21 protein-coding genes are annotated in these 23,487 nt (G+C 57.8%); 16 read left to right on the top strand and 5 right to left on the bottom strand.

All coding sequences use genetic code 11. The features are described 5' to 3' along the window. Positions 1-175 precede the first annotated feature (175 nt). From K227x_RS17345 to K227x_RS17320, 6 genes are all read left to right on the top strand, one after another. On the top strand, positions 176-1,240 hold the full coding sequence (locus K227x_RS17345) for a hypothetical protein (RefSeq protein ID WP_145171436.1): 1,065 nt from the start codon (positions 176-178) through the stop codon (positions 1,238-1,240). Further along, the gene (locus K227x_RS17340) at positions 1,237-1,716 is read left to right on the top strand and encodes a CinA family protein (protein ID WP_145171434.1); all 480 of its coding nucleotides are present in this window, start codon (positions 1,237-1,239) and stop codon (positions 1,714-1,716) included. The genes K227x_RS17345 and K227x_RS17340 overlap by 4 nt, the downstream gene beginning before the upstream one ends. A gap of 155 nt (positions 1,717-1,871) precedes the next feature. Further along, on the top strand, positions 1,872-3,554 hold the full coding sequence (locus K227x_RS17335; RefSeq protein WP_145171432.1) for a hypothetical protein: 1,683 nt from the start codon (positions 1,872-1,874) through the stop codon (positions 3,552-3,554). Positions 3,555-3,787: 233 nt separating this feature from the next. Further along, positions 3,788-4,933, top strand: a complete 1,146-nt coding sequence (gene ispG / locus K227x_RS17330; RefSeq protein ID WP_145171430.1) for a (E)-4-hydroxy-3-methylbut-2-enyl-diphosphate synthase — start codon at positions 3,788-3,790, stop codon at positions 4,931-4,933. Then, positions 4,930-5,223, top strand: a complete 294-nt coding sequence (locus K227x_RS17325) for a hypothetical protein (RefSeq protein WP_145171428.1) — start codon at positions 4,930-4,932, stop codon at positions 5,221-5,223. Before ispG ends, K227x_RS17325 begins: the two co-directional genes overlap by 4 nt. A 308-nt stretch (positions 5,224-5,531) precedes the next feature. Continuing rightward, complete coding sequence (locus K227x_RS17320) at positions 5,532-5,771, top strand: hypothetical protein (protein ID WP_145171426.1); 240 nt, start codon at positions 5,532-5,534, stop codon at positions 5,769-5,771. A 331-nt stretch (positions 5,772-6,102) separates the two neighbouring features. Here K227x_RS17320 and ndk read toward each other — a convergent pair whose 3' ends face one another. Further along, entirely contained in the window at positions 6,103-6,558 is a 456-nt protein-coding gene (gene ndk / locus K227x_RS17315) for a nucleoside-diphosphate kinase (protein WP_145171424.1), read from the bottom strand. A gap of 229 nt (positions 6,559-6,787) precedes the next feature. Then, positions 6,788-7,996: a hypothetical protein gene (locus tag K227x_RS17310; protein ID WP_145171422.1), complete on the bottom strand. Its 1,209-nt coding sequence runs from the start codon at positions 7,994-7,996 to the stop codon at positions 6,788-6,790. A 319-nt stretch (positions 7,997-8,315) separates the two neighbouring features. On the opposite strand from K227x_RS17310, the gene K227x_RS17305 reads away from it, so the two are divergent. From K227x_RS17305 to K227x_RS17285, 5 genes are all read left to right on the top strand, one after another. Then, positions 8,316-8,780, top strand: a complete 465-nt coding sequence (locus K227x_RS17305) for a hypothetical protein (protein ID WP_145171420.1) — start codon at positions 8,316-8,318, stop codon at positions 8,778-8,780. 557 nt (positions 8,781-9,337) lie between these two features. Beyond that, complete coding sequence (locus K227x_RS17300) at positions 9,338-12,082, top strand: DUF1592 domain-containing protein (RefSeq protein ID WP_246145871.1); 2,745 nt, start codon at positions 9,338-9,340, stop codon at positions 12,080-12,082. A 1-nt stretch (position 12,083) separates the two neighbouring features. Then, positions 12,084-13,445, top strand: a complete 1,362-nt coding sequence (locus K227x_RS17295) for a DUF1552 domain-containing protein (protein ID WP_145171418.1) — start codon at positions 12,084-12,086, stop codon at positions 13,443-13,445. 384 nt (positions 13,446-13,829) lie between these two features. After that, positions 13,830-14,669 carry a phosphatase PAP2 family protein gene (locus tag K227x_RS17290; protein WP_246145870.1) on the top strand — a complete coding sequence of 280 codons (840 nt, stop codon included), beginning with the start codon at positions 13,830-13,832 and terminating at the stop codon, positions 14,667-14,669. 434 nt (positions 14,670-15,103) lie between these two features. Then, entirely contained in the window at positions 15,104-15,796 is a 693-nt protein-coding gene (locus K227x_RS17285; protein WP_145171416.1) for a DUF502 domain-containing protein, read from the top strand. Positions 15,797-15,883: 87 nt separating this feature from the next. On the opposite strand, the gene K227x_RS17280 is transcribed toward K227x_RS17285, so the two are convergent. Further along, positions 15,884-16,129 (bottom strand): hypothetical protein, encoded by a 246-nt coding sequence (locus K227x_RS17280; RefSeq protein WP_145171414.1) that lies wholly within the window; start codon positions 16,127-16,129, stop codon positions 15,884-15,886. A 114-nt stretch (positions 16,130-16,243) separates the two neighbouring features. On the opposite strand from K227x_RS17280, the gene K227x_RS17275 reads away from it, so the two are divergent. Further along, positions 16,244-16,942: a DUF1003 domain-containing protein gene (locus tag K227x_RS17275; protein WP_145171413.1), complete on the top strand. Its 699-nt coding sequence runs from the start codon at positions 16,244-16,246 to the stop codon at positions 16,940-16,942. 125 nt (positions 16,943-17,067) lie between these two features. After that, positions 17,068-17,433, top strand: coding sequence for a phosphatidylglycerol lysyltransferase domain-containing protein (locus K227x_RS17270; protein WP_246145869.1), 366 nt, complete (start codon positions 17,068-17,070; stop codon positions 17,431-17,433). Between the two features lie 1,412 nt (positions 17,434-18,845). Here the strand turns inward: K227x_RS17270 and K227x_RS17265 are convergent. Next, on the bottom strand, positions 18,846-19,511 hold the full coding sequence (locus tag K227x_RS17265) for a 7-cyano-7-deazaguanine synthase (protein WP_145171409.1): 666 nt from the start codon (positions 19,509-19,511) through the stop codon (positions 18,846-18,848). Positions 19,512-19,719: 208 nt separating this feature from the next. On the opposite strand from K227x_RS17265, the gene K227x_RS17260 reads away from it, so the two are divergent. After that, complete coding sequence (locus K227x_RS17260; RefSeq protein WP_145171407.1) at positions 19,720-21,288, top strand: AAA family ATPase; 1,569 nt, start codon at positions 19,720-19,722, stop codon at positions 21,286-21,288. 179 nt (positions 21,289-21,467) lie between these two features. Here the strand turns inward: K227x_RS17260 and K227x_RS17255 are convergent, their stop codons facing one another. After that, positions 21,468-21,827: a hypothetical protein gene (locus K227x_RS17255; protein WP_145171405.1), complete on the bottom strand. Its 360-nt coding sequence runs from the start codon at positions 21,825-21,827 to the stop codon at positions 21,468-21,470. 175 nt (positions 21,828-22,002) lie between these two features. Here K227x_RS17255 and K227x_RS17250 point away from each other — a divergent pair, with 175 nt between their 5' ends. Further along, a complete protein-coding gene (locus tag K227x_RS17250; protein ID WP_218933324.1) occupies positions 22,003-22,737 on the top strand; it encodes a hypothetical protein in 735 nt (244 codons plus the stop codon). After that, a complete protein-coding gene (locus tag K227x_RS17245) occupies positions 22,715-23,422 on the top strand; it encodes a hypothetical protein (protein ID WP_145171401.1) in 708 nt (235 codons plus the stop codon). Before K227x_RS17250 ends, K227x_RS17245 begins: the two co-directional genes overlap by 23 nt. Positions 23,423-23,487: the final 65 nt, after the last annotated feature.

The raw sequence follows: 23,487 nt of genomic DNA, 5'->3' as shown, positions 1-23,487 counted from the left end.
CCATTGGTTGGCGTGACGGTGGGGATCTGCGTTGTGCTGGCCGCTGGCACGGATGCCACTGCGACAGGCAGTGCTTCTTTTTCGCGGTCGTGTTCGTCCGCGTCGGCCGGCCTAGGCGTTAGAATGACCGCCGGCGGTACCATCGATCCGATGGAACCTATCTTGGGAACGACCATTGCCAGCGATCCTTGGCAACGATCATGGCGAAGTCAGCGAGCGAATCAGCATCATGAACGAGGTCGAATACTCCCGCACCGCAGTGTCTCGCTATCGGCACAGCGGGCGAGTTCCCGTCAGTGGCCTGGTGATCGCGTTCGCGGTTCTAGTGCCCGCGGCCGTAGTGATCGGGATCCTGTACTCCGGCGCCGTGGTCTATCTGCCGTTTCTGAAACTGCGATGTTTGCTGACCTTAGCCTACGGCGGTTTGCTGGGAACATTGGTGGGGTGGACTTGCCGATGGACCAAGTTCCGCAGCCATTTTTTCGTCGCGGGGATGGTGATCTTGACCACGATGGTCAGTTTCTATGTTGCCTGGGCCGTCCACTGTGCCTGGTACATTTCGTCGGCGGATGGGTTCAGCGACGATGTGGTCAACGCTGCGATCGTTGGGTTCGATCCGCGTTCGATCTACGGATGGGGACAGTACATTTTCGAGAACGGATTGTGGTTCAAAAATGGCAAACCGCATGATGGTTGGGAAGCCGTGGCCGGGTGGATCATCGAGGCCGCAATCGTTTTCGTCACGGCATTCTGGGCCAGAAAGAGTTACGGGAACGCACCGTTTTGCGAAGACTGTGAACAGTGGACCGTGGAAACCAACGAAATGGCGGCGCTGCCGGTCAGTTCCACGGACCCGGCTTGGCAGATGGTTGGAACGGGCGATGTCGCGGCGTTCCGTCGGCTGAAGTTCTCGGAATCGTCGACCGACTTTGTCGAACTGCAATTGGCGTCGTGCCCATCCTGTTCGTCCAGCGATTATTTGTCGGCAGTGGCCGTGAAGTTAAAACTGAACAAGGATGGCGAACTGGTCAAAAAGGAATCGGACCTGTTTCGTAGCATGCCGATCTCGTCCGACCAGAAGGCAGAGGTGATCGAATTCTGTGACCAGATGGCCGAAGCCCAGCGGATCATGAACGAAGCTGCGGATGACGAGATTGCTGATTTGGAATCCGATCAGACTGCCTCGATCGATACGGTTCCCGACGATCGTGAATTTCCCCCGTCACAGAGTCAGCGATGAATCTAGCCGCCCAAGTGGTCGACCGGTTGGCCCAATCGAAGTGCCGAGTCGTGTTTGCGGAAAGCTGTACCTGTGGCATGGTCGCATGCGAATTGGGGAAGGTGCCGGGAGTGTCGCAGTGGCTTTGTGGGTCGGCGGTGACCTACCGCAACGATACGAAGACGCGATGGTTGGATGTCGATGCCGATACGATCGCCCAGCAAACCGCCGTGTGCGAAGTCGTAGCGAAGCAGATGGCACAGGGCGTTCTAACGAAGACGCCCGAAGCCGACTTGGCGGTTTCGATCACCGGACACTTTGGCCCCGCGGCGCCCGCAGGGTTCGATGGGGTTGTCCTCATCGCTGCGGCGCGGCGGCAATCCAGCGGTCCGTTCGATGTTTCCGTATCCCGCCAACAATTGACCGCGAAAGGTCGAGCAGACAGGCAGGTCGAAGCGACCGAGCGAGTGTTTCAATGGGTTCTACGGAATCTGTGATCGTTTTACGCTATCGTTGATAGACGAACATCACTGACGACGGTGCTGTTTTCTTTTCTGCTGGCCGCGGCAGCCCGCTGCCGATGGTGGGGATTCTGCGCTACCGGTAACGCGGATTCCTAAGTTTCTTTTCTAGCCAACCCCGAACGATCCACATGCGCCGAATCCTTCCGTTGATGCTGGTTTGCATCGCCACCGGTCCAGCAATGGCTCAGCGTGGCAGTCTGATCGAGGATCTTTTTCGGACGATCGCCGAAGCCCAGCAGGCGTCGGGGCGCAAACCTGCACCGCCCGCAGCTTTGCCCGATGCGCCCCCGCCCGGCACGCCCGGTCCCCATGGGAACCGGCCGAACCCCAGTCGCCCCACCAACGAACAGCGGACCATCGCCCGCCCCCGTGATCCCGGCGGGTCCGCGTCGATCAGTGTCCGCAGCCGCCAAGCCGCCAAGTTTGTCGAGACGTTGGTGGGTTTCAGCAGCAACGTGGACGCATTGGTTGCCGACCTTCGAACCGCCGCGGCTCGCAACGCGGTCCTGCGTGGGGTGATGCCGGATGCCTATCGAATCGCAGCCGACACTCGTTCATTGATCGGGCGATGCGACGGTTTGGATACCTTGGATCGGATCGTCCCAGCCTATTCCGAACTGGATGCACGATGGCGGCAACTATCGTTCACACTGCGTTCGACCGACGCACTGACCAGTCGTTCGACCGCTGCGATTCGCGATAGCGATCGTTTGGCGACCGAGATGTGTGGGCAGCTGGGATTGCAGCCTCAATTCGACCGACACCAATTGCACGATTTGATGATCGTCGGATCGACTCATCTGCAAACGATTTTGGACGACCTGCCGCTTTCAAACGCCGCAAACTCACGAACCGAGCGAATCAGCCACGACGTGCGATTGATGCGAGGTCAGATGTTAAGAGAAGCCGACCGGATCGAGACCGCACCCTACGAGGAAGTTGTTACTCGTTTTACCGAATTCGTTCGCGGTTGGTCGCCGGTCAGCCAAGCGGTTTACGAGCTCGGCGATCCGCACCTGTCGCGACGCTTGGATCGATTCCGCGAATGCGGTGATCAAACCTACGCTTTGCTGTGGATGCCGCCACCGCAGAACACTCAATCCTTGACTGCGTCGGCGCATCGGTTGGAACAGAGTTTGGGCCAAGTCTTGGACCAACTGACGATCCGGTCGATGGTCAACCTGCCGCCCAAGCAGCAGGCGATTGTGATGGAGCGCAGCCGCCGAATGTTTCGATCGGCACAAGAATTGGAATCCGCGGCCCAGCGTGGTGACCGCCGCGATTCGCTGGGACAACTGCTGGGGCCGATCGACCAGGATTGGTTTTCGTTAAAATCGATCTTCGCCAACATCCCCCGTTTGAACCCGTCCACTTTGTCGGCGATCGAATTGGAATTGGGCGTGCTGCGTGGGGCGCTTGGGGTGGCATTGCCAGGGGACGTTTTTGATCCTGCGTCGCTGTTGCAGGCTGCGGCGGCGGTGGAGGGGGCAAGCGAGTATTTCTTGGCGGACATGCGTCGCTACGAGCGGTACTTGCAACCGGCAACCTATCGCCAGTCCACGATGGACGCCGCCCAAGAGGTGTATCAGCATTCCAAGGTACTGCACCAACGGGTCAGCCACCGCGACGACCTGGATTCACTGCAACGCGAAGCGGAGCATCTGCTGGAAGCTTGGCAGGTGCTAGACCGGAACATCGCCGAATTGAATCGGCATGGGCTAAGCGACCGCCGGGCCGAAACGCTGCAGCGTGCCTTGGCCGAGGTGGCTCCGTCGGTGGCCCAGTTGGCTGCGGCCCTGCAGCAACGGTAAATAGAAAGACGCCGGCGCCGGCAACCGCCGATTTCGGAAGCCAGAACGCCGGTGCAGCTGTCGTGGGGGCGATCCCCGAGCGTTTGCCGGCACAATCCGCTGGTGCCGGCCGACGTGTGATTGGCTAGCGGCACCGTTGGGGCCTGACGCTTCGCCCCCACCGATTGGCTGGGTGCTGGCGATTGACGCCGAAACATGGCAAGCTTTGTCTCCGATTCCTCTCGAAGATGATCATGAAAATAACGCGAAATTCGACTCGTGCCGTCCGCATCGGGAACATCACCGTTGGCGACGGGAATCCGATTGCCGTCCAAAGCATGACGGCCACCAAGACGCAAAATATCGACGCCACGGTTCAGCAGGCCGAAGCCTATCGGTTGGCGGGGGCCGGCGTGGTTCGTGTTGCGGTGGACAGTGACAAGGACGCCGAGGCGCTGGGCGAAATCCGCCGCCAAACGACAGCAAACTTGGCCGTTGACCTGCAAGAAAATTTCAAACTGGCCGAGGCGGTCGCGCCCTTTGTCGACAAAATTCGATACAACCCGGGACACCTGTACCACCACCAACGCGAAAAGCCGTGGCAGGATAAGGTGCGTTTCATCATCCAGCAGGCCGTTGATCACGATTGTGCGATTCGGATTGGCGTCAACTGTGGCAGTGTCGACCCGGCCAAAAAGGCAAAGTACGATCCCGAGGATTCGATCACACCGATGATCGAGAGCGCGATCGAGCACTGTGAGTTCGTCGATTCGCTGGGCTTCACCCGCTATGTCGTTTCGCTCAAAGACAGTGATCCGTCCAAGGTGGTCGAGGTGAACCAGCGGTTTGCCCAACTGCGTCCCGATGTGCCACTGCATTTGGGCGTCACCGAGGCGGGCATGCCACCCGATGGAATCATCAAGACGCGAGTTGCGTTCGAACAGCTGATCGGTCGAGGGATCGGCGATACCGTCCGCGTCTCGCTGACCCTTCCCAATGATCGAAAGCCAGAAGAAATCGCCGCGGGCAGAGAGATCGTCGATGATATCTATTCCGGTCGTGTTCGTAGCGTCGTCAAGTTCGACGACAAGGCGCTGAATATCATCAGTTGCCCAAGCTGTTCGCGAGTCGAAAACGAAGCCTTCATCGACTTGGCCCAGAGCGTCAAGGAAATGACTCAGTACGCCAAGGACTACGAAATCACGATTGCCGTGATGGGTTGCCGAGTCAACGGGCCGGGCGAAACTGACGATGCCGACCTGGGACTTTGGTGCGGACCGGCCAAGGTCAATTTGAAACGCGGTACCGATGCTTTGGGCGCATTCGGATACGACGAAATCCTGCCGCGACTGAAACAGGAACTCGACGCCATCATCCAAACCAAGTCGTTGGCCAAATGATGTCGGTCCCGAACAGTGATCCCGAACAGTGGTCGCGAGCAGTGGTCGCGAACAGTGGTCGCGAATCGATCGACGGGACCCGTTTTTGGGTGGATTTTGGTTGTCTGCTGTTTCGTCTGCTGCTGGTTACCGATGGTGTGAAACTGGCAATCGGCAGTGACATCGGTGTCGGGTTTGAACGATGTTCGTCCCGCTTCGTCCGTGCGATGACCGGAACGGATGCCTCACCGGGGGGGAGAGGTAAGGGCCGAATCGCGGTCGGCGGGGCTGCCGATCTTCTGGTGATTTAGCCCACGACCGACTGGCTGACTGGCTGGCCGGCTGGCTGGCCGGGCCGGCCGATCCGCTCTCTCACGCGATGTTCGCCGGGGATGACCGCTGGATTCGGCAAACCATCGTCGCTGCGGCAATTCAAACGCACCGTTCGAAGCCGCTGACGATGACGATTGCAGATTTTCTGAGGATTAATCTGCGGCCGAGTAAAGATATGCCGATTGTCCGGTCGATAACACCTGCATCGAGAGCTACGGTGGATTCCCCGCGGAACCATCGTCGTTCGATCCACCCGGATTTAGATTGGACAGCGAAGGCTACAAAGATGACACGCAACGCCAAATTTCGACGAACCTCGGCCACGATCGCCTCGGCAGTGGCCGCAGCCGTATGCCTGATCGGTGCCACCGGGTGCCAAGTTTCGATGAACGGACAAACGCTGCCGAGTCCTTACTATTTGCAGGACGACGTTCAGTATTTCCCATCGGGGCCTGAGTTCAAACTGCCTCGGGAAGCCGCTGCATTGAAAGCCGCTGCTGCCGAAGAGAAGGCTAATCGTCGCTAAAGATTCGGTTCCCTTTGCAGGATCGATCATTAGCGAACCAAACCCTGTGAACCCGGGAGAACCCGGGAGGCAAACGATGGCCACCGCCGCAATCGGCGGGCGGTGATGTTGATTGCCATCGTTGGCGTCGCAGTGGGCCGCCGCATGCCGACCCGCGAAGGTCGGTCGATGGACGGCGTCTTTGGATGCGATCGTGCGGTCCGCTGGGCCACCGGTGATTGGGCCACCGGCGATCTCGATGCGCTCAATCGCCATCGACGCAACCAGAACCGACCCGATGGGTCGCCCCTTCTTCGTCGGCCCCTATTCGTCGGCCCCTATTCGTCGGCCCCTATTCGTCGGCCGCGCGTAGGAAATTCTTCGCGACAGATTCATAGTCGCAGGCGCCTTCGGCAAAGTAGATCTTCAGTTCTCGCTCGGCCGATTCCGGGCTATCGCTGGCGTGAACCAGATTCATTTGTCGGCTGCTGCTGAAGTCGCCACGAATCGTTCCCGATTCAGCTTTCAGCCCATTGGTGGCACCCAGCATTCCGCGGACGACTTCGATCACGTTCAGTCCGTCGATCGCCAAAGCGACAACGGGAGCCGACGTGATGAACTCTTCCAAGCTGGGGTAGAACGGCTTTTCCACGTGTTCGGCATAGTGCTCGCGCGACATCGATGGCGATACGTGAAGCATCTTCATCGCGGCGATCTGCAGCCCCTTTTCTTCGAATCGGCTGATGATGCGGCCCATCAATCCGCGTTGAACACAGTCCGGCTTTAGAAGCACCAAGGTACGTTGCATCGTTCTCTCGTTTTTTGAATCTGTAGGCGTCAAAGGACAGAGGCAACCGCATGGTCACCCGCAATGATCGGTTGATTGCGAGCCGAATTATTGGGTGGATCGCGCGTGGCGCGAAGCCGACTGAAACGGCGAACCGGCAGACACAATTGGGCCGCTGGGTGGGGACGCTGCGTGGGGCAGCTGGGTTCCAGCCCCTGGGGATGATTCGCGGCTGCCGGGATGGTCGCGGCTAGTTTGCTTGAAAGAACGGGTTCTTGGTCGATCGCCCGAACGGATCTTCTGGCTGGCTGAATCCGGCGGGCGCCATCAGCTGCATCGGGGCATCGATCGATGCCTGCGGCGGTGATGCATGCGATGCGGAATCTGCGTTGCGGCCCGTCGCGGGCAATCGGGATGGTCGCGGCGAAGGGCTCGCGGCAGGTGCCATTGCTATCTCTGTCGTGGGTGTCGCTGCGGGTGTCGCCGCAGGGTGAATCGGGGCGATGGGGGTGGGCATGCGGCTGGTCGTCACCGAGACCGGGACCGCGATCATGCGGCCCTGCGCTGTGGATGGCGTCTGCATCGTGGATGCGTACTGCGCAACCGGTGTCCCGATTGTTGGTCGGATCGGGCTGGGCTTCGCGGCGGCTTGCGAACGATCGGCGGCTTGCAGTGCTTCACGCAGGGGGGCCGATAGAATGGGTGCCTGCAGGATGGGCGCCGCCAACTGCGAATGGACCGTTGGTGCGCGGGGCGAACGATCCTGCAGATCATGGATCAAACGGTCGGCGGAATTCGTTGGCAACATGGCCGCGGATGCATTCGATGTCGATCGGTACGGGACACCTGGCTGGTTGGGGGCATGTGCCGGCGCGGTGGCTCGTGCTGGCGCGGGGACAGAACCGTGGCGGTTCGCAATGGGGTCGATGATGGTCGCGCCGTAGGCATCGTTCTGTGCAGCGTGGTGATGGTTCGTTGGTGCAGCGATCGATGGTTCCCAGCCGTTGGGGATCGATCCGATCGCGTCGCAGGTGGCGGCGTCACAACCCGATGCAACGCTGTCGCAATGAACGGCTTGGCCAGCGTCGAATCGATCGTACAGGGTGCGTGGGTTAAGAATCGGCCCACAACCGTCGGCGCAACCATGGTTCTGGTGATCACCGAAAGTCGTCGCGAACGACCCGGGCGGCAGGTCGGCGGTCAGGCAGCCACTGGATTCTTTGCACGCGTGGTATCCGTCGCCCCAGCCGGCACCGGACCATCGCCCGAACTGTTGAATCGGCCGCGGCTGATCGGCGTGCACCAAGCCTGCCCAGGACGCGCCCAAAGCGATGGCGCCAGCCACCACGACCCGCTTGGTGGTTTCCATGCAAATCGCCGGGTGATCCATCAACAGGGCGTTCATCCAGGTGAAACGGCGCGAAGTCAGCTTGGTGACTTGGACAGCATCAGCATTCATGTTTCGGGTTTCCCTCGGGCAGATCACAAGCGGTTTCCGTTTGTTCGATTCAAATGCGACAAACGGATAGTCCAAGTGATCGGCGCCTAGCGACCCCATCACGCGGCGGGCGGGGCAGCACCGGCACGATTGTTGGAATCGGCAGCAGATGGCAAGGATCAGCGCGGCTATGACGGTTGGCCGAGGGGGAGGGCACCCCAAATTTGGCCCGCACGGTGAAATTTTGCCTCTCGATTCTCACCTGCAATCTAGGGTTTCGCATCGTTCTTATGGCAACTGTCCTGCCAACAACCATTATCCGCCAAATCACTACAGAAGCATGTACGTACGATCCAAAATCCTGGTAGATCCGAAAGTTCAGTGGACCATCGTGGGGCGGCTTGTCGCTCACTGGTGCATGTTTCTCGTATGCCTGATCGCGATCTGCACGATGGTCCGCGTGATGTTCACCGGTGGTGACGTATCGATGGGGACCACCGTGGTCGAATCCCTGAAAACGCAGATGCCGATGGCGATCGTCATGTTGATGCTGTTGCCGGTGTTCATGCGAGACTCGATGAAGTTGAGCAATCGCTTCGCCGGGCCGATGTTTCGACTTCGAACCGCATTGCGGTCGGTCGCCCAAGATCAGCCCACCGGTCCAATCAATTTCCGCGCCGGCGACTTTTGGCAGGAAGCAGCCGTCGATTTCAACGTCATGCTTCAGAAGCTGGAAGACCTGAAGACTGAAAACGAATCGCTGAAGAGCCAGATTCGCGAATCGTCTGATACCGCCAACGTTTGATCGGATCTCGGCCGACTCGTTCTAAGTCGACTCGCCGACCAAAAACTCAGAGGCTGCGGCGCTGGCCGGACAGCCAGACAGCCAGACAGCCAGGATCGCCGCGTTACGCCGCGAACCCGAGCCCCCCGGTGACTCGGGGAATATCGGATTCCGAAGCCAACGGATTCGGCAAACCAAGGCACGGTGGATCCACCCAATTCAACTTCGACGCTTTGACCGCCATTGTGGGGTCAAGGCGTTTTTTGTTGGCTCACAGCCTCGGGAAGTTGTCTTCTGCCGTAAATAACGGCTCCGGTGTCGGGAATGGCTAGGCAGGATGCAGGTGGGGCCCCCATCGACGGGGATCAAATGCGACTAGCAAATGGTGGTGATTCCGCTATAATAAGACGATAGCGTCAATAGAACGCTCCCGCCTCACTCCCCACCCCAACCTTTCGACCAACGCTGGGCTCGACGCCCGACGTATCGTTTGTCGGATCATCACCGTCGTCATTTTGCGACGCCCGGCACTCTCTGGTCGATTGGCCCTGCCGCCAACCCGTTTAGGTCTCGCCATCGTGTTCGATTTTCGAATCGCCTCGCTGACCACGCTTATATTGTTGGGTTTCGTTCCCACGGTCGACGTCACGCCTTCGTGGGCAGACGAATCGGCCAACGATAAAGTTTCCGCCGAGGTGACTGCTGTTGCCGACGCCGCTGCTGTTGCCGACACGTCCAAAGCAGACAAAGCTTCGGATACCGCTGCCGAAGCGGATAAAGCTGCCGCTGCCAACCCTAACAACCCTGCCGCCAACCCTGCTGCCGAGCGTGACTTGGAACCAGCCGATGCGACCAAGCATTGGAAAGAAGTCGGTTGGCCGCTGATGCAGCGGTTCTGTGTGGATTGCCACAACGCCGACAACCCGGAAGCCGAGTGGGATCTTTCTAGTTTTGAAAACCTAGACGAAGTCGGTGGCGGCGCGAATTCGATGCAGCGGGTCCTGGAAATGGTCCGCTTTAGCGCCATGCCGCCCGAAGATGCGGATTTGCCGACCGAGGCGGAACGAAAACAACTGATCGCTGCCTTGGATCAAACGATCTTTGCTGTCTCGTGTGACCTTCGTCCACGTCCGGGCAAAGTCACCGCCCGACGGCTCAATCGCGCCGAATACAACCACACCATCCGCGACCTGTTTGGGATCGACCTGCGCCCCGCCGATCGTTTCCCATCGGACGAAGTCGGTGCTGGTTTCGATAACAACAGTGACGTGCTGTCGATGTCGCCGCTGTTGATGGAAAAGTATCTGGAAGCGGCAGAGATCGTCTCCGAAGCTGTCGTGATCGATCCGGACAAAGTCGAAAAACTTGACGAAGTCTGGCCCAGTGACCAATTGCTGACTCACGGAGATCTGAAAGTCGGCAGTTTCTTCGGTCTGTTCATGAAGCCCGGCGGCGTCGTTTGGGCCAATTTCGATGTGAAGTTGCCTGGCGAATACACCGTCACCGTTCGCGGTGGTGCGGCAGCCAAAGGCGTCAAATCGTTAACCGCGGGTGTGTTCAACAATCGAGGCATTCTGGTCGGCACGACCGAGCTGAAACACTTCGGAAGCGGCGGCAGCGGTAGCAGCGGCACCTTCAAAATCCAGCTGGAACCCGGAAAGCAGCGGCTGATGGCGACGCTTTTCGATTCCGGCGAACCGCTGGAAATTGGCAAGACCTATCGCAAAGACTTCGATAATCTGAACCCTGAATGGGCCAAGAAAGCGGAACAGGCGGCCAAGACGCCGCTGAAACCAGATCGTGGAATCAACGAAGACGAATATTCACAACTGTTTCGGTCGCTTTCGGTGAAAGGCCCCGCGGTACTGCCCGACAGTGTGTACCCGCCCAGCCAGAAACAGATTGTTCGAAAAACCGCTAGTCGCAAAGGCTCGAGCTGGAAAAACGTTGATGAAGCCGCGATCGAATGTTTGCGTCCGCTGATGCGGCGTGCATTCCGTGGCCCCGTGTCGGATCAGGAAATCAAGCCCTACGTGTCGCTGGTTTCGTCCGCGACCGAGCGTGGGGAAAGCTACTATCGCGGGCTTCAGATCGCGGTCAGCGCCGTTTTGGTGTCGCCACGATTCCTGTACCGAATCGAGACTCCTGCGGATGACTGGAAGCCTTCGCCCGATGACCTGATCGATGACCCCAGCGGTGAAGGCGAACTGAATTCGGTCGCGTTGACCCAGCATCAACTGGCTAGCCGGTTGTCGTATTTCTTGTGGAGCAGCATGCCGGACGATCAGCTGCTGGACTTGGCAGACAAGGGCAAATTGGTTGGCCCAGAACTACAGAAACAAATTGACCGGATGTTGAAAGATCCGAAGTCCCGATCGTTGGCGACACAGTTCGCCGCCCAATGGTTGGGGATTCGTAAACTGAATCAACACGAAGCCGACACCAAGCAATTCGCAAGCTTCACGCCGACGTTGAAGGAAGCGATGATCCGCGAGACCGAATCGGTCGTCGAACACATCGTGCGCAGCAACCGTCCCGTCGGGGAATTGCTGACCGCCGACTACACCTTCGTCAACGCGGAACTGGCCAAGCACTATGGATTGACTGGCAAAGATCTGCCGAAATTCGACGGTGACAACTTTGCACGCGTTTCGTTGGCCGGTACGCCGCGTCGCGGTCTGCTAGGTCACGCTAGCGTGTTGACGTTGACCAGCAATCCCAACCGCACTTCGCCGGTCGGTCGTGGGAAGTGGATCTTAGAAAACATTTTCGGAACGCCTCCGCCGGATCCGCCGCCCGGAGTCCCCGAGCTGGGTGAGACCAAGACAGCAGGCGCCGATGCAACGTTCCGCGAACAGCTAGAACTGCACCGCGCGGATCCTGCCTGTGCATCCTGTCACCGAGTGATGGATCAATTGGGATTTGGGCTCGAACAGTTTGATCCCGTGGGCCAGTTCCGAACCGTCGAAGGCAAGTTGCCGATCGATGCCAGCGGTGAACTGCCCGGACGCCGTCAGTTCAATGGGGCTGTCGAATTGACCAGCATCCTGGGCGAAACGGAAACCGAATCGTTTGCCCGTACCGTCGCTACCCGCTTGTTGACATTCGCGTTGGGACGCGAGTTGACTCCTGCGGACCGATGTACCGTGGACGCGATGGTGGAAAAGACCGCCAAAGACAATTACCGATTCGACGACTTGATCGTCGAAGTCATCATGAGCCGCCCGTTCCAGTTTTACGACTGGCGCATCGACGAGACCGGACTTACCACGACCGCTACAGTTACTTCCGCAGCCGACCACACCGATACGGAGTTGAATTGAAATGAATTTGCATTCAGCGAAAGCAGACAACAACGAAAACGGGATTCATCGTCGCACACTGCTGCGTGGGGTTGGCTTGGCCTTGGGCCTGCCAATGCTGGAATCGATGACACCGATGGCAAAGTCGGCCTTTGGCGCCGCGGAGGTCGCATCGCCCAAACGGATGGCGTGCGTGTTCTTTCCGAACGGTGCAATCATGCCCGATTGGAATCCAACCGGTACCGAAACCGATTGGCAACTTTCCAAGACGCTGAAGCCATTGGAACCGTTCAAGCAGAAATTGAACGTCATTCGCAATCTGGCGCACGACAACGGCCGCGCCAACGGTGACGGTGCCGGCGACCACGCCCGTGGTGGAGCCACGTTCCTAACCGCCGCAAGGCCGGTAAAGACGAGCGGCAACATTCGCTTGGGTGTTTCGGTCGACCAGGTCGCTGCGACACAGATTGGCAGCGAAACACGCTTGCCATCGATCGAATTGGGGCTGAACGTCAATCGCGGCAGCGGCAGTTGCGATTCGGGTTACAGTTGCGCCTATTCGTCGAACATCTCTTGGCGCAATGAAACCCAACCGATGCCCAAGGAAATCACGCCGCGGGCAGCGTTCGAGCGAATGTTCAGTTCCGGGAACACGGCCGAGCAGCGCGAGCGGAATTCGGTTCGCCAAAGCATCCTGGATGTCGTCCAGAACGATGCGAATCGGATCATGAAAAAGGTGGGGCAAACCGACCGACGAAAACTGGATGAATACTTCACCAGCGTTCGTGAAATCGAAATGCGAATCGAACGGGCCGAAACAGAAGATCAGAAGGCGATGCCCGATCTGAAAGTTCCATTCGGACGAATCGAAGCCTTCCGCGAACACACGCAGTTGATGTACGACTTGATGGCGATCGCGTTCGAAACTGACACCACCCGTGTTGCCACGTTCATGTTGGACAACGCAGGCGGCAGTCGGCGCTATACCGAAATTGGTGTGACCGAAGGGCACCACCAAATGAGTCACCACCGTAACGAAGAAAAAACGGTGGCGAAGATCAGCAAGGTCGATTACTACCTGGCCGAACAGTTTGCCTACTTCCTGGAAAAACTGGACTCGATCAGCGATCCATCGGGCGGCACGTTGCTGGATCAGTCGATGGTCCTGTACGGCAGTGGACTCAGCGACGGCAACCGCCACCAACACGGTGACCTGCCGATTGTTTTGGCCGGCGGCGCCGGCGGCAGCTTCCAAACCGGTCGATACATTCAGCCGAAGGAAGAGGTCCCGATGGGGAACCTGTTCATGTCGATGCTGGATGCGATGGGAACCCCTGCGGAATCGATCGGCGACAGCAAAGGTCGTCTGAACGAATTGGCGTAACCGCATCGCGACAACGTGGCGGATAAACGTGCGGACGTTAGCGTCGCCAAGGATCACGACGCGAGGGGAAACCTCTCGCGTCGCAGGGATTGGGCGCACGTTTGATCCAGGCCCGACTGGGCTTGTGGTTTCTACGAAGACTTTCGTAGTAGAATGCGAAACCCTTTCGCATTCATTCTGCCGATCCGCTTGATGAGAAATTGCATCGCTTCATGCGCCGCTCGTTGCCGAGCGTTTTTTCCAGTGCGATGCATCGCACGCGGATTGCTTGGCTTCGTTGCCGCACTGCTTACGTCGGTGACAGCGCATTGCCAGGATGCTTGACCATCGACCGATGGCGGTATTCGTACATCGACTGAGCGTGTTGTCCCAGCGGATGCCGCAGTGCGATCGCCATTGTGCGACGAATCTGCGGCGACCTGCGACGGTTCGTTTGATCCGTCCGTGCTAGACATTGCCGATTTCGCAGACGATTCCTACCGCACCGGTCGCGGCGATGGACTCCGCGGTTCGCTTTGGGATCGGATTCGATCGGATCATCGCAACTACTACGATAGGCAATCGTTCCGACTGCTCGCCAGTGGTTTTCTGGTGGGATCTGCTGTGGCGAATACGCAGTTGGATCAAGAGATTCAAGATCATTTTCAGACTAGCGTTCGCGGCGCGACCAGTGACGACTGGTTCGAGTCGTTGCACAGTAGCAAGGAACTGGGCAACGGCCGATACTCGCTGCCGATCTTTGCGACCGCCTGGGCCGCCGGAGCATTCTTCGATGATTCCCCGATGCTGGTCACGACGGGACGTTGGGGCCAACGCTCGCTTCGATCGTTCCTGATCGGGGCACCACCCCTGATTCTGGCTCAGCGACTGACGGGCGGTTCGCGTCCAGGGGAACAAGAACGAGCGTCCTATTGGCGACCTTTCGATGACAACAATGGAGTCAGCGGACACGCCTTCATGTCATCGCTACCGTTCATCAATGCCGCCAAGATGACCGAGCGACCACTCTTGAAAACAGCCTTTTACGCTGGCTCGCTCCTTGGTCCGCTCTCCCGCATCAACGACGACGCGCACTACCCGTCGCAGATCGCCCTCGGTTGGTGGATGGCCTACGTCGCGGCGACCGCGATCGATCGTACCGAAGTGGCGAACGGCAATTTGTCGTTCTATCCCTTCGTCGCAAACAATGGATCGACTGGCGGAATGTTCGAATGGCGTTTCTAGCAGCAACCGACCATAGGCATTGGACCGAACTTGTGTGGCGTCCTGCCAGATTCTCAGCATGCGGCGATGGGGGCGGTGGAAAACAACCGTTGGGCGAGTTTGCCTGCGAGATAGTGGTTTAGAACTTCCCCTGAACCGTTTTGGCGATAGCCACGGTTCGTACCGCTCGCGCGTTCAACAGTGGCAATCCGCCTCCGGCGACTGCTGTGCCATTCAATCGCTCGGTGCGATCTTGTTCGGTCGTCGTTGCGTTGTCTGGAAATGGTTGGTGACGGCGACCCCTTGCTTGGTGACCAATTGATGGCAGCGTCGTCAGAGGACTATGATGCGATTCTGCCATTGGCGCAAACGCTGTCCAAAGAAATCAAGCAACTTGATTCCGCGACACGGGATAGCCTCCTCATCTAGCATCGCTATAAGCCAACGTTTTCAACATGCAAAAATTTCTGCTGACACTTTGGCGACGCGGATTCATCGGAACATTCTTAACAGGGCTGTTCGCCTTGCTGCCGTTGGTGGTCACGTTGTGGATCATGAACTGGGTTGCCGGGATGCTGCGCGGGATCGTGGGGCCCGAGAGCCTACTCGGTCAGGGACTCCGCTCGATCGGACTTCACTTTGCTGCCAATCAATGGCTTGCCACGGCGATTGGCTGGGTTTTCGTCATTGCCGCGATCTGGTTGGTCGGCTTAGTGGTTTCCGGCACCGCTCGGTATCGGCTGCAAGAATGGATCGACGGAACTTTCAAAAAGATCCCGGTCGTCAAGAGCGTCTATGGACCGGTCAAGCAGGTTGTCGAAATGTTCTCTAAGCAAGACGAGTCGGCGATGACGGGCATGAAGGTCGTGCATTGCTATGTCGGCGAAGACGAATCGGCTGGTTTCCTGGGACTGCTGCCCAGCACGGATGTATATCGATTCCAGGAAAAGGATTGTCACATCATCTATCTGCCGTCCGCGCCGATGCCAATGACCGGATTCAATATGTTCATTCCCGTCGATCATGTGCAGGTCGTCGACATGGGGGTCGAGGACCTGATGCAAATCTATTTCTCATTGGGGGTCATGACTTCGTCCGTCGTCCCGGCGGGGACTGTGCTTGCAAAGCCGCCCAAAACCCCGTCATGACGACACTTTAGAAGACCATTCATCCTGGTCGGCAGCGGCCCAGCCGGAATGTTCCTCGCCCATCGGAGGGTGGCGATCCGGTTTGGATCAGGACGACGATCCGGTTTGCGGATAGGCTGCTAAAGCGATCGTGGATTTGGCAGGCCGACAATCGATCGACGCGATCTTCCATTCCATGGATCGCGGCACGATGGCGACGATCGGTCGCGCTGTGTTGGAGTGTCCAAATCGGCGAACAAACGTTCTGCGGATCGTTTCGCTTGGCGACGTCGGCTGTGCGATCATCGGCTGTGCGATCGTCGGTTGTCGATCGGGGCCGTTCCAGAATCGCATTCTGGTTTGGGTGCGATGGGCGTAGATCCACGTCACATCCAATCGCAGCAACCCATTCGTCACGGGGGGGACCGATCGTCGTGATCATCCGTGATTCCAGCAAGAGCCCAGCAAATGAAAAATAGCACGAAGACGCACTGCACCGTTTGTGGCAAGCTGTTCGGGATGTCCGATCTGACACCCGGCCGCTTCGTCCGCCCGTTGGTTGCCGAGCGAATCGCAGCCGACTGTCCAGATTGGAACGCCGATGCGTTCATCTGCCTCGCCGACATGAACCACTACCGCAGCCTGTACGTGCAGAACGTTCTGGAGCAGGAGCGAGGCGAACTGACGACATTGGAAAAGGACGTCATCGAAAGTTTGCGCGAGCATGATGTGCTGACGCAGAACTTGAACGTCTCCGTTGACGATGCTTCCACCCTGGGCCAGCGACTGGCCGACAAGGTTGCAAGTTTTGGCGGCAGTTGGATCTTCATTTCGATCTTTAGTGGTGTGTTGATCGTCTGGATCACCATCAATGCCGTTTCGCTGTTGGGCAATCCGTTTGACCCCTATCCGTTCATCTTGCTAAACCTCGTACTATCCTGTCTCGCCGCGATCCAGGCTCCCATCATCATGATGAGCCAGAACCGCCAAAATGAGAAAGATCGCCTGAAAGCAGACAACGACTATCGAGTCAATCTGAAAGCGGAACTGGAGATTCGTCACCTGCATTCCAAGCTGGATTTGTTGTTGACGCATCAATGGCAGCGGCTTCTGGAAATCCAACAAGTCCAGACGGACCTCTTGGAAGAAATGAGCAACAAACGATGATCGAGATTGCCAGCTAGGCACCGCCGGGAATCCAAGAAACACCGCCCGGACGCCTGCAATCTGCTTGGGCGGCGTCTGCGTCTTGGCTGAAACCGACACTGTCGATCGGGTTCTTTGCGATCGCGTTGTGGTCGTGGGATCACGAGTACAAGCAACACAAAGCGGCCGACGTCGCGACGAGCTTCCATTCGATCCCCATCACCGCCGTGATCGAGCAAGGCGAAACCTTGTTTGCGTTTGCGAACGTTTGGCGGGGCGGGGGCAAGCACGAACTTTCCATCGACCTGATGCGACATGTCCCCGATGCGCCGCACGGAGTGATGGAGTTGCTGTTCGTCGAGTTGATGTTGTACGGGCATGCCGAGAACTACGCCATGGCGAACACTTCTACAACTTCCATGGGTCGCGAGCGTACAAAGGCCAGTTCGATCCCGAGTGTCCCCCCAGGTACTCAGCAGCCCCCAGCGGCCTCGCCATCGCCCGCGCACTGACCGACGTCACCACCCTGATCGCCGGCGGCCTCAGCAAACTACTGCGCCGCTAACATGTCGCCCCGACGAGCCAACCATGCATCATGATCCGTTTTCACGGACGCCACGAAAGCTCCTCTGACGGAAGCATTGAAAACGCGTCAACTCGTGATGGAGCAGCCCGCACGCACTCGCCTACGTCGTTTTCCACTTGGCTATTGGCGTCGTATATTCCGCGTTTTAGCGGATCGTTTCGTTGAGCACGGAGGCTCGCTTTGGATCCCAATGAAGAATCTGCTGACGACGACCTACCACCGTTGCCTGACGACGTCGCCGATGCTTGGGCTGCAGTTCTGATCGACGTTCACGAGAAGGCTAAGCAAGATGGCGGATCGAAACCGGACTGCATAACGCGAAACGGATCAGAAGAACACAACAACTCAGCTGATAGTCAACGACACTGAAACTCATCTTGCAATCTGAACTCACCGTCCAATTCGATCCAAACGGATTGCTCTTCAACTGAACATGTTGGCAGTTTTCCCATGCGGCTCGCGACATTCAATGACTCACGCAGAAGCCTGGTCTTATTAACTCGACCCCGATAGACCAAGGGAATCTCTCCTCCAGCACGAGAGATGTCTTCGTCAGTCACCCACTTCTCTTGAGTAAGGCTGCTATCTCCAATATTCCCAAGTGGGGCTGATGCAACCTCCTCATCGATTCGGTAGACGTAAATCCAATCTGCATCCGGCATCGACATTAGACACTGCCAAATTGTCGGGGCAACACAAACACGTTTGGTTCGCTGATCTTCCGCGAGGCATTTTCTCGGGACCCTTGGTGAAATAGCGTTCGGCAGTTCCGATCTCGATGAGTCTACTATTCGATCAAGGTCTTTGTTTTTTGATAAGTGATAAAGAGTCATTTGATTGCTAAGAAGCACGTAAGTTTGGATATGGGCTATGGTCGCATTCCTGTGTTGAAGCGGAGAAGGCGTACCGGATTGGTCTTCCATGCCGATACGCTGGGGCTCGTCGTTCGCACCGAAACGCATCGCGGATGGACTCCGCTATCTCCCTAGCCGCATGAGCAAGGACGCATGAACGAAGACACAGAAATCTATCTTGAACTACCGATGACGAACATTCCGATGCGGAGGCTGCGGCCGAAGATACTGCTTGGATGCTATTGGATGCTCTGGAAAAACGACGAGCCAAGGATGCAGCGGCCGACACCGAATCCTCGGATGTAGATGAATAGCGTACCGTCACCTTTTTTACCTTAAGAGATTGATCATTAGCCAGAAAGACGAACGTCAGAGTTCAATGAAGACGGCGGTTTGTTTTCTACTTGCGAGGCCTCGTTTCGTCCTCAAGTGGACGTCGTGGTTACCTGGTTGGGTGAACTCAAATCCGAAACTGACCAGCAAGTCACTCGTAGGTCGTTGGGTCTTTGACTTTTGCAGATCTAAAAGCTTCTTTACGCCCAAGGCATGACTCGCAGACGCCGCACTGGCGACTTAAACCTAGATGGCAAGTCCACGTTGCAGATAGAAGTTCTTTTTGCTTAGCAGCAATTTTAACCACTTGTCCCTTTGTCTTTTTAACGAAGGGCGCCTTAATTGCGATCGCTGGATACCCAGCAATCGACGAAAGCGACGCGAAAGCAGAGAGGAACTTTTGCGTGTATTCCTTAGAATAGTCTGCGTCAAGCTTAGTGTAGCCAACATATACAGTTGATAAGCCAAGGCGGTGTGCGTAAGCGATTGCAGGGGCAAGAAGAAGTACAGAACCAAGCTCAAGGACGTGGCGTCCAGGGTTGCCGACAGATTGCGAAAACGCAAGTGAGGAAGACGTGAACGCAGAGAAGATTTCGGGAGACCGAATTACATCGAGATTGCTTTGCAACATCGCAGCAGTTCGAGTCACGGCGTCTAATTCACCAACCTCCGAGGTCTGTCCGTAGTCAATAAATAGAGATTGAAAATTGATTCCCTTCTTGTTTAGATACACACCAAGGATCGTTGAATCAAGTCCGCCTGAGTGCAGCAAGAGTGCTGGGCGTTTTTCATCAGACTTGGATTTTGGTTTTGCCATCTTGGTATTCCGTTTCGAGTAAATGGGTAAGGAGGTACGTGTGGTTTGCAGTCGGAGGTAAATATCACCGGTGGGTGAGATCCAGCCAAATTCCGATTTTCGCGGATTCCAAACTCTGCGTCAACTGCTGGGGGGGCTGGTTCCGCACGATGGCTCCAGCTCGTTCGTCGAATGGCTCCCGTACCGCACACAAAGCACAGGTTCGCTCATGGATGAGACACCACCAACCCGCATCTACAACGACGGACCATGCTTCCCGCGAACCACGATGGGCGTTGAAGCGGAGAAGGCGTATCGCGATTGGTTTGCTGAGACCGCGATGAGCGTTCCAGCATGGAAGAAACCCAACCGGACCTTGTTTCGCGAACTGATGTTGGCCAGGGAACGGTTGCGTGCCAAAGCCGTTGTCGGTGCGGACCACGGCGTTTGTGTGTTTCGGCCAGACCATCCAATCGAAGCGTCGAAAGCTCGCGGGCGAGCCCAGGCGGTCTGGATCGCTATCGAAGGGTGGAGGCATTTCAGTCGCGAGGGTTTCGATACGCAGACCATTCGCACCGTGGCGATGACGGGATGGAACGCTCGCGTGCAACGTTGGTGCAAAGGCTTGCTGCGCCCCGACCAGATCATCGTTCCGCCTCGGCCACACGAAGACCTCGATGCCAGTACGCAAGACCGCCTCGACGAGATTCGCCAATCATGGGAACTGACACACGATACGCTGCCTCGGGCGGCCGACATTCGACCGCGGAGTCTACGACGACTGCTCGATCGGTATCCGCTGCTCAAGCCGCCAATCATTCATGGGCTACTTCGTGCCGGCGAAACGATGAACGTCATCGCGTCACCGAAGGTCGGCAAGTCCTGGTTGGCCAGCGACATGGCTCTCGCCGTTGCTACCGGGCGTCCGTGGCTCGGTCGGTTCGACACCGAGCCCGGCGATGTACTGATCATCGACAACGAACTGCACCCGACGACTTCGGCGAACCGGATTCCGAAAGTGATGGACGCTCGCGGCATCACGCCGGACGACGTTGCCGACCATTTGTTCGTCTCGAACCTTCGCGGCAACCTCAAAGACATCCGTTCGCTCGGCGCATACTTCGACCACGTCTTTGAAGACCGCTTCAAGATGATCGTCATCGACGCGTTCTACCGAATGCTTCCGGCCGAGTCTGACGAGAACGACAACGCGGCGATGGCGAGCGTTTACAACACAATTGATCGCTATGCCGAAATGCTCGGTTCGGCTTTCGTGTTGATCCACCACACCAGCAAGGGCAACCAGTCCTTCAAATCAATCACCGACGTCGGAGCGGGCGCTGGTAGCCAAGCTCGAGCGACCGATTCGCACCTGGTGCTTCGGCCGCATGAACAAGACGGAGCGATCGTGCTCGACGCGGCAGTACGTTCCTGGCCGCCCGTCGATCCGGTCTGCCTGCGATGGAACTTCCCTGTGTGGGATGTGGAGATGGAACTCGACCCAACCAACCTGCGAAACGAATCCCGACGCCGAAAGACCAAGCCAGACAAACCGGCCGACGTGCCGGAGTGGACCGCTCAGCGGTTCGTGGAAGCGTTTGTGGGTGTTGAACCGAAGCCAACCGTGGTGATCACGACCGAGGCGAAAGAGGCAGGGCTGTCCGAACGTCGGGCGAGTTCCTTGCTCAAGCAGGCCGAGGCCACCGGTCTGGCCCACCGTTGGCGGTTCGCACCCAACCAAAGGCACCAATTCGCGACCCAACCCCAGCCCGAAAACCCGACCGAACCAACCGGCTAACCGCTTGCCCCGCGTGCGCGCACACACCCCCTAGTACCCCCTGGGTGCGTGCGCGGACGCACGACCCAGGGGCGACGGGTTTGTGTGCGTGCAAACGCGGGCGGACGAACGAGCGAACGAGAACGCCAACAACCAAACCAAACGCGACACGGGCGAACGTGTGCGACCGAGTGGCCAAGCTACGAGGCCTCGCCGTCTCCAATATAACGCTCGATAGCGTCTAGCCGTTTCTCGATCCGTTGGAGCGTATCGGCGAGGGCAGCGATTTCGGGCAGTACCAATTCACGGATAGCGCGACGCGTATTCAGCCGGTTTGAAAGGATGTCGCAGGACCGAATGCGTTGTTCAAGGCTCCAAGTGCAAAGCTCGTTGGGCTTGTGCATGTATTCGCGCTGAACGCCATCGGGGCAAACGTAAATGCGTTCTTCCTTGATTCGCTTCGATGACAACTTTCGTTCCGGAGCACAAGCGATGACTGAACCGTCGTTGAATCCAAACGTCACCCAATGAACCATCCGCCGACGCGGTTTTCGTCCCATATCAATCTCCCTGAAATGTTTTAGGTACTCCGGCGAAAATCGGTTCTCCCGTCACGCCTACGGGAACAGCCACGCTTATAGGCACACTTTGTTTGATTTGTCCGAACGAATTTCAGCCCGCAAAACACACGAAAACTCGCTTCGGCGAGCCCATTTTCCCCCAAGGACGAAACCGATGGACATGGAACGCTTTATTGCCGACGCCAAAGACCTCTGCTACCGCGTCGCGCCCGCTGAGCTAACTGGTTCGCCGCTATGGGTTGTCCCGCAAACCAACCTACCACCGATGCTCGGAGCCAACACGGTCTGCTACGGCTACACGTCGCCAAGCCTCGATATGCACCTGCACCATACCTTCGCCGATTGGGAAGGCATCCGTGGGCCAGTCATCGTGCTTGGCAATCTCAATATCGAGCGAGACTTCCCGCAGCGAACGTACAACAAGATGCTCGGGACGACGCTACACGAACTGGCCCACATTCTCGAACGCCCGTCGCTGTTCCAACCGCGCCCGTACAACCAGCAGTACATCCGCGCCGAAGCCATCCGAATCGCCGACGCCGTTTCCCGCGACGAGGATGGCGACGGTTCGACGCCTCCGTGGACCACGCATGAATCCCGGTTCATGCGGATCGCGTCCCACCTGCGCCATCGTGCGGCCGTTCTCGGCTATGACATCCGAGCGGACGAAGTCTACAGCCCCGAGCGGTTCGGCATGTCGCCGGCCGCCAAGTACGCGCAAGCGATCAACCCCGAAGCGGACACGTTGTGCGCCGCGTCGTTCCGGCAAATTTGCTCGCAACCCGTCTCGCCCGGTTTCAAGGCCATCTACGAAGCCGACAAACGTTCTTGGATCAACGCCCACCCCGAAAGGCAAAGGAGCCACGATGAATTTGACATCACTACTTGAAACGATCACCAACCGCCAACGCCAGCGACGGATCACCAAGTGGTCCGACTACCGGCGATTGGTCGCCAGCATCTGCGACGGCAAAGAACCAGACGCCGACAAGATCGCTACCGTGCTGGCCGACAACGAACGGACGCTCGACGAACTACGCCACGACGCCGAACTACTGGCCCGCCGTCGAAGGCTGCGTGACGAATACGACGCGATCGCGCCGCTCGAAAGCGAAGCGACCAAGCTCGCAAAGCAGATCGACGCTGCCGAGCAAACCCTCGAAGCGTTGACGGCAAAGCACGAATCAGAAATGTCGCCGCTCTACATCCGGCGAACGGAGATCAACACGATCCGCAAGCGAGCATCCCAGGCCCGCATGGAACTACGCAACACCTGCGAGGACCGCGAACTCGTCGTCGAATACGATTCGGTCGTCGAAGAACTCAGCGCGGCCGACCACGCGCGAGCGTCCCTCGCCGAGGAAATGGACAAGCGTGAAAGCTGGGCTCGCCAGGACCGAGAGAAAGGGAAGGCGACACCCTTCAAGAACGAAGCGAACCGCTACAAAGAGCAAGCCGAAGCTCACGAAGCCATCCTGGCCGACCTGCGCGCCAAATACGAGCCCGCCGAATACACCGTCAACGCATTGCAAGAACGCTTGTCGGAAATCGAAGATCGCCTGCTCGATCCGTAAACGCTAGCATTGGCAACACAGAGTGCTTTCTTGTTACGGGCAATCGAGCTCGCCTGCTGCAAGAA

The organism is Rubripirellula lacrimiformis, assembly GCF_007741535.1.
GTDB lineage: Bacteria > Planctomycetota > Planctomycetia > Pirellulales > Pirellulaceae > Rubripirellula > Rubripirellula lacrimiformis.
This window is presented reverse-complemented; position numbering and strand designations above follow the sequence as displayed.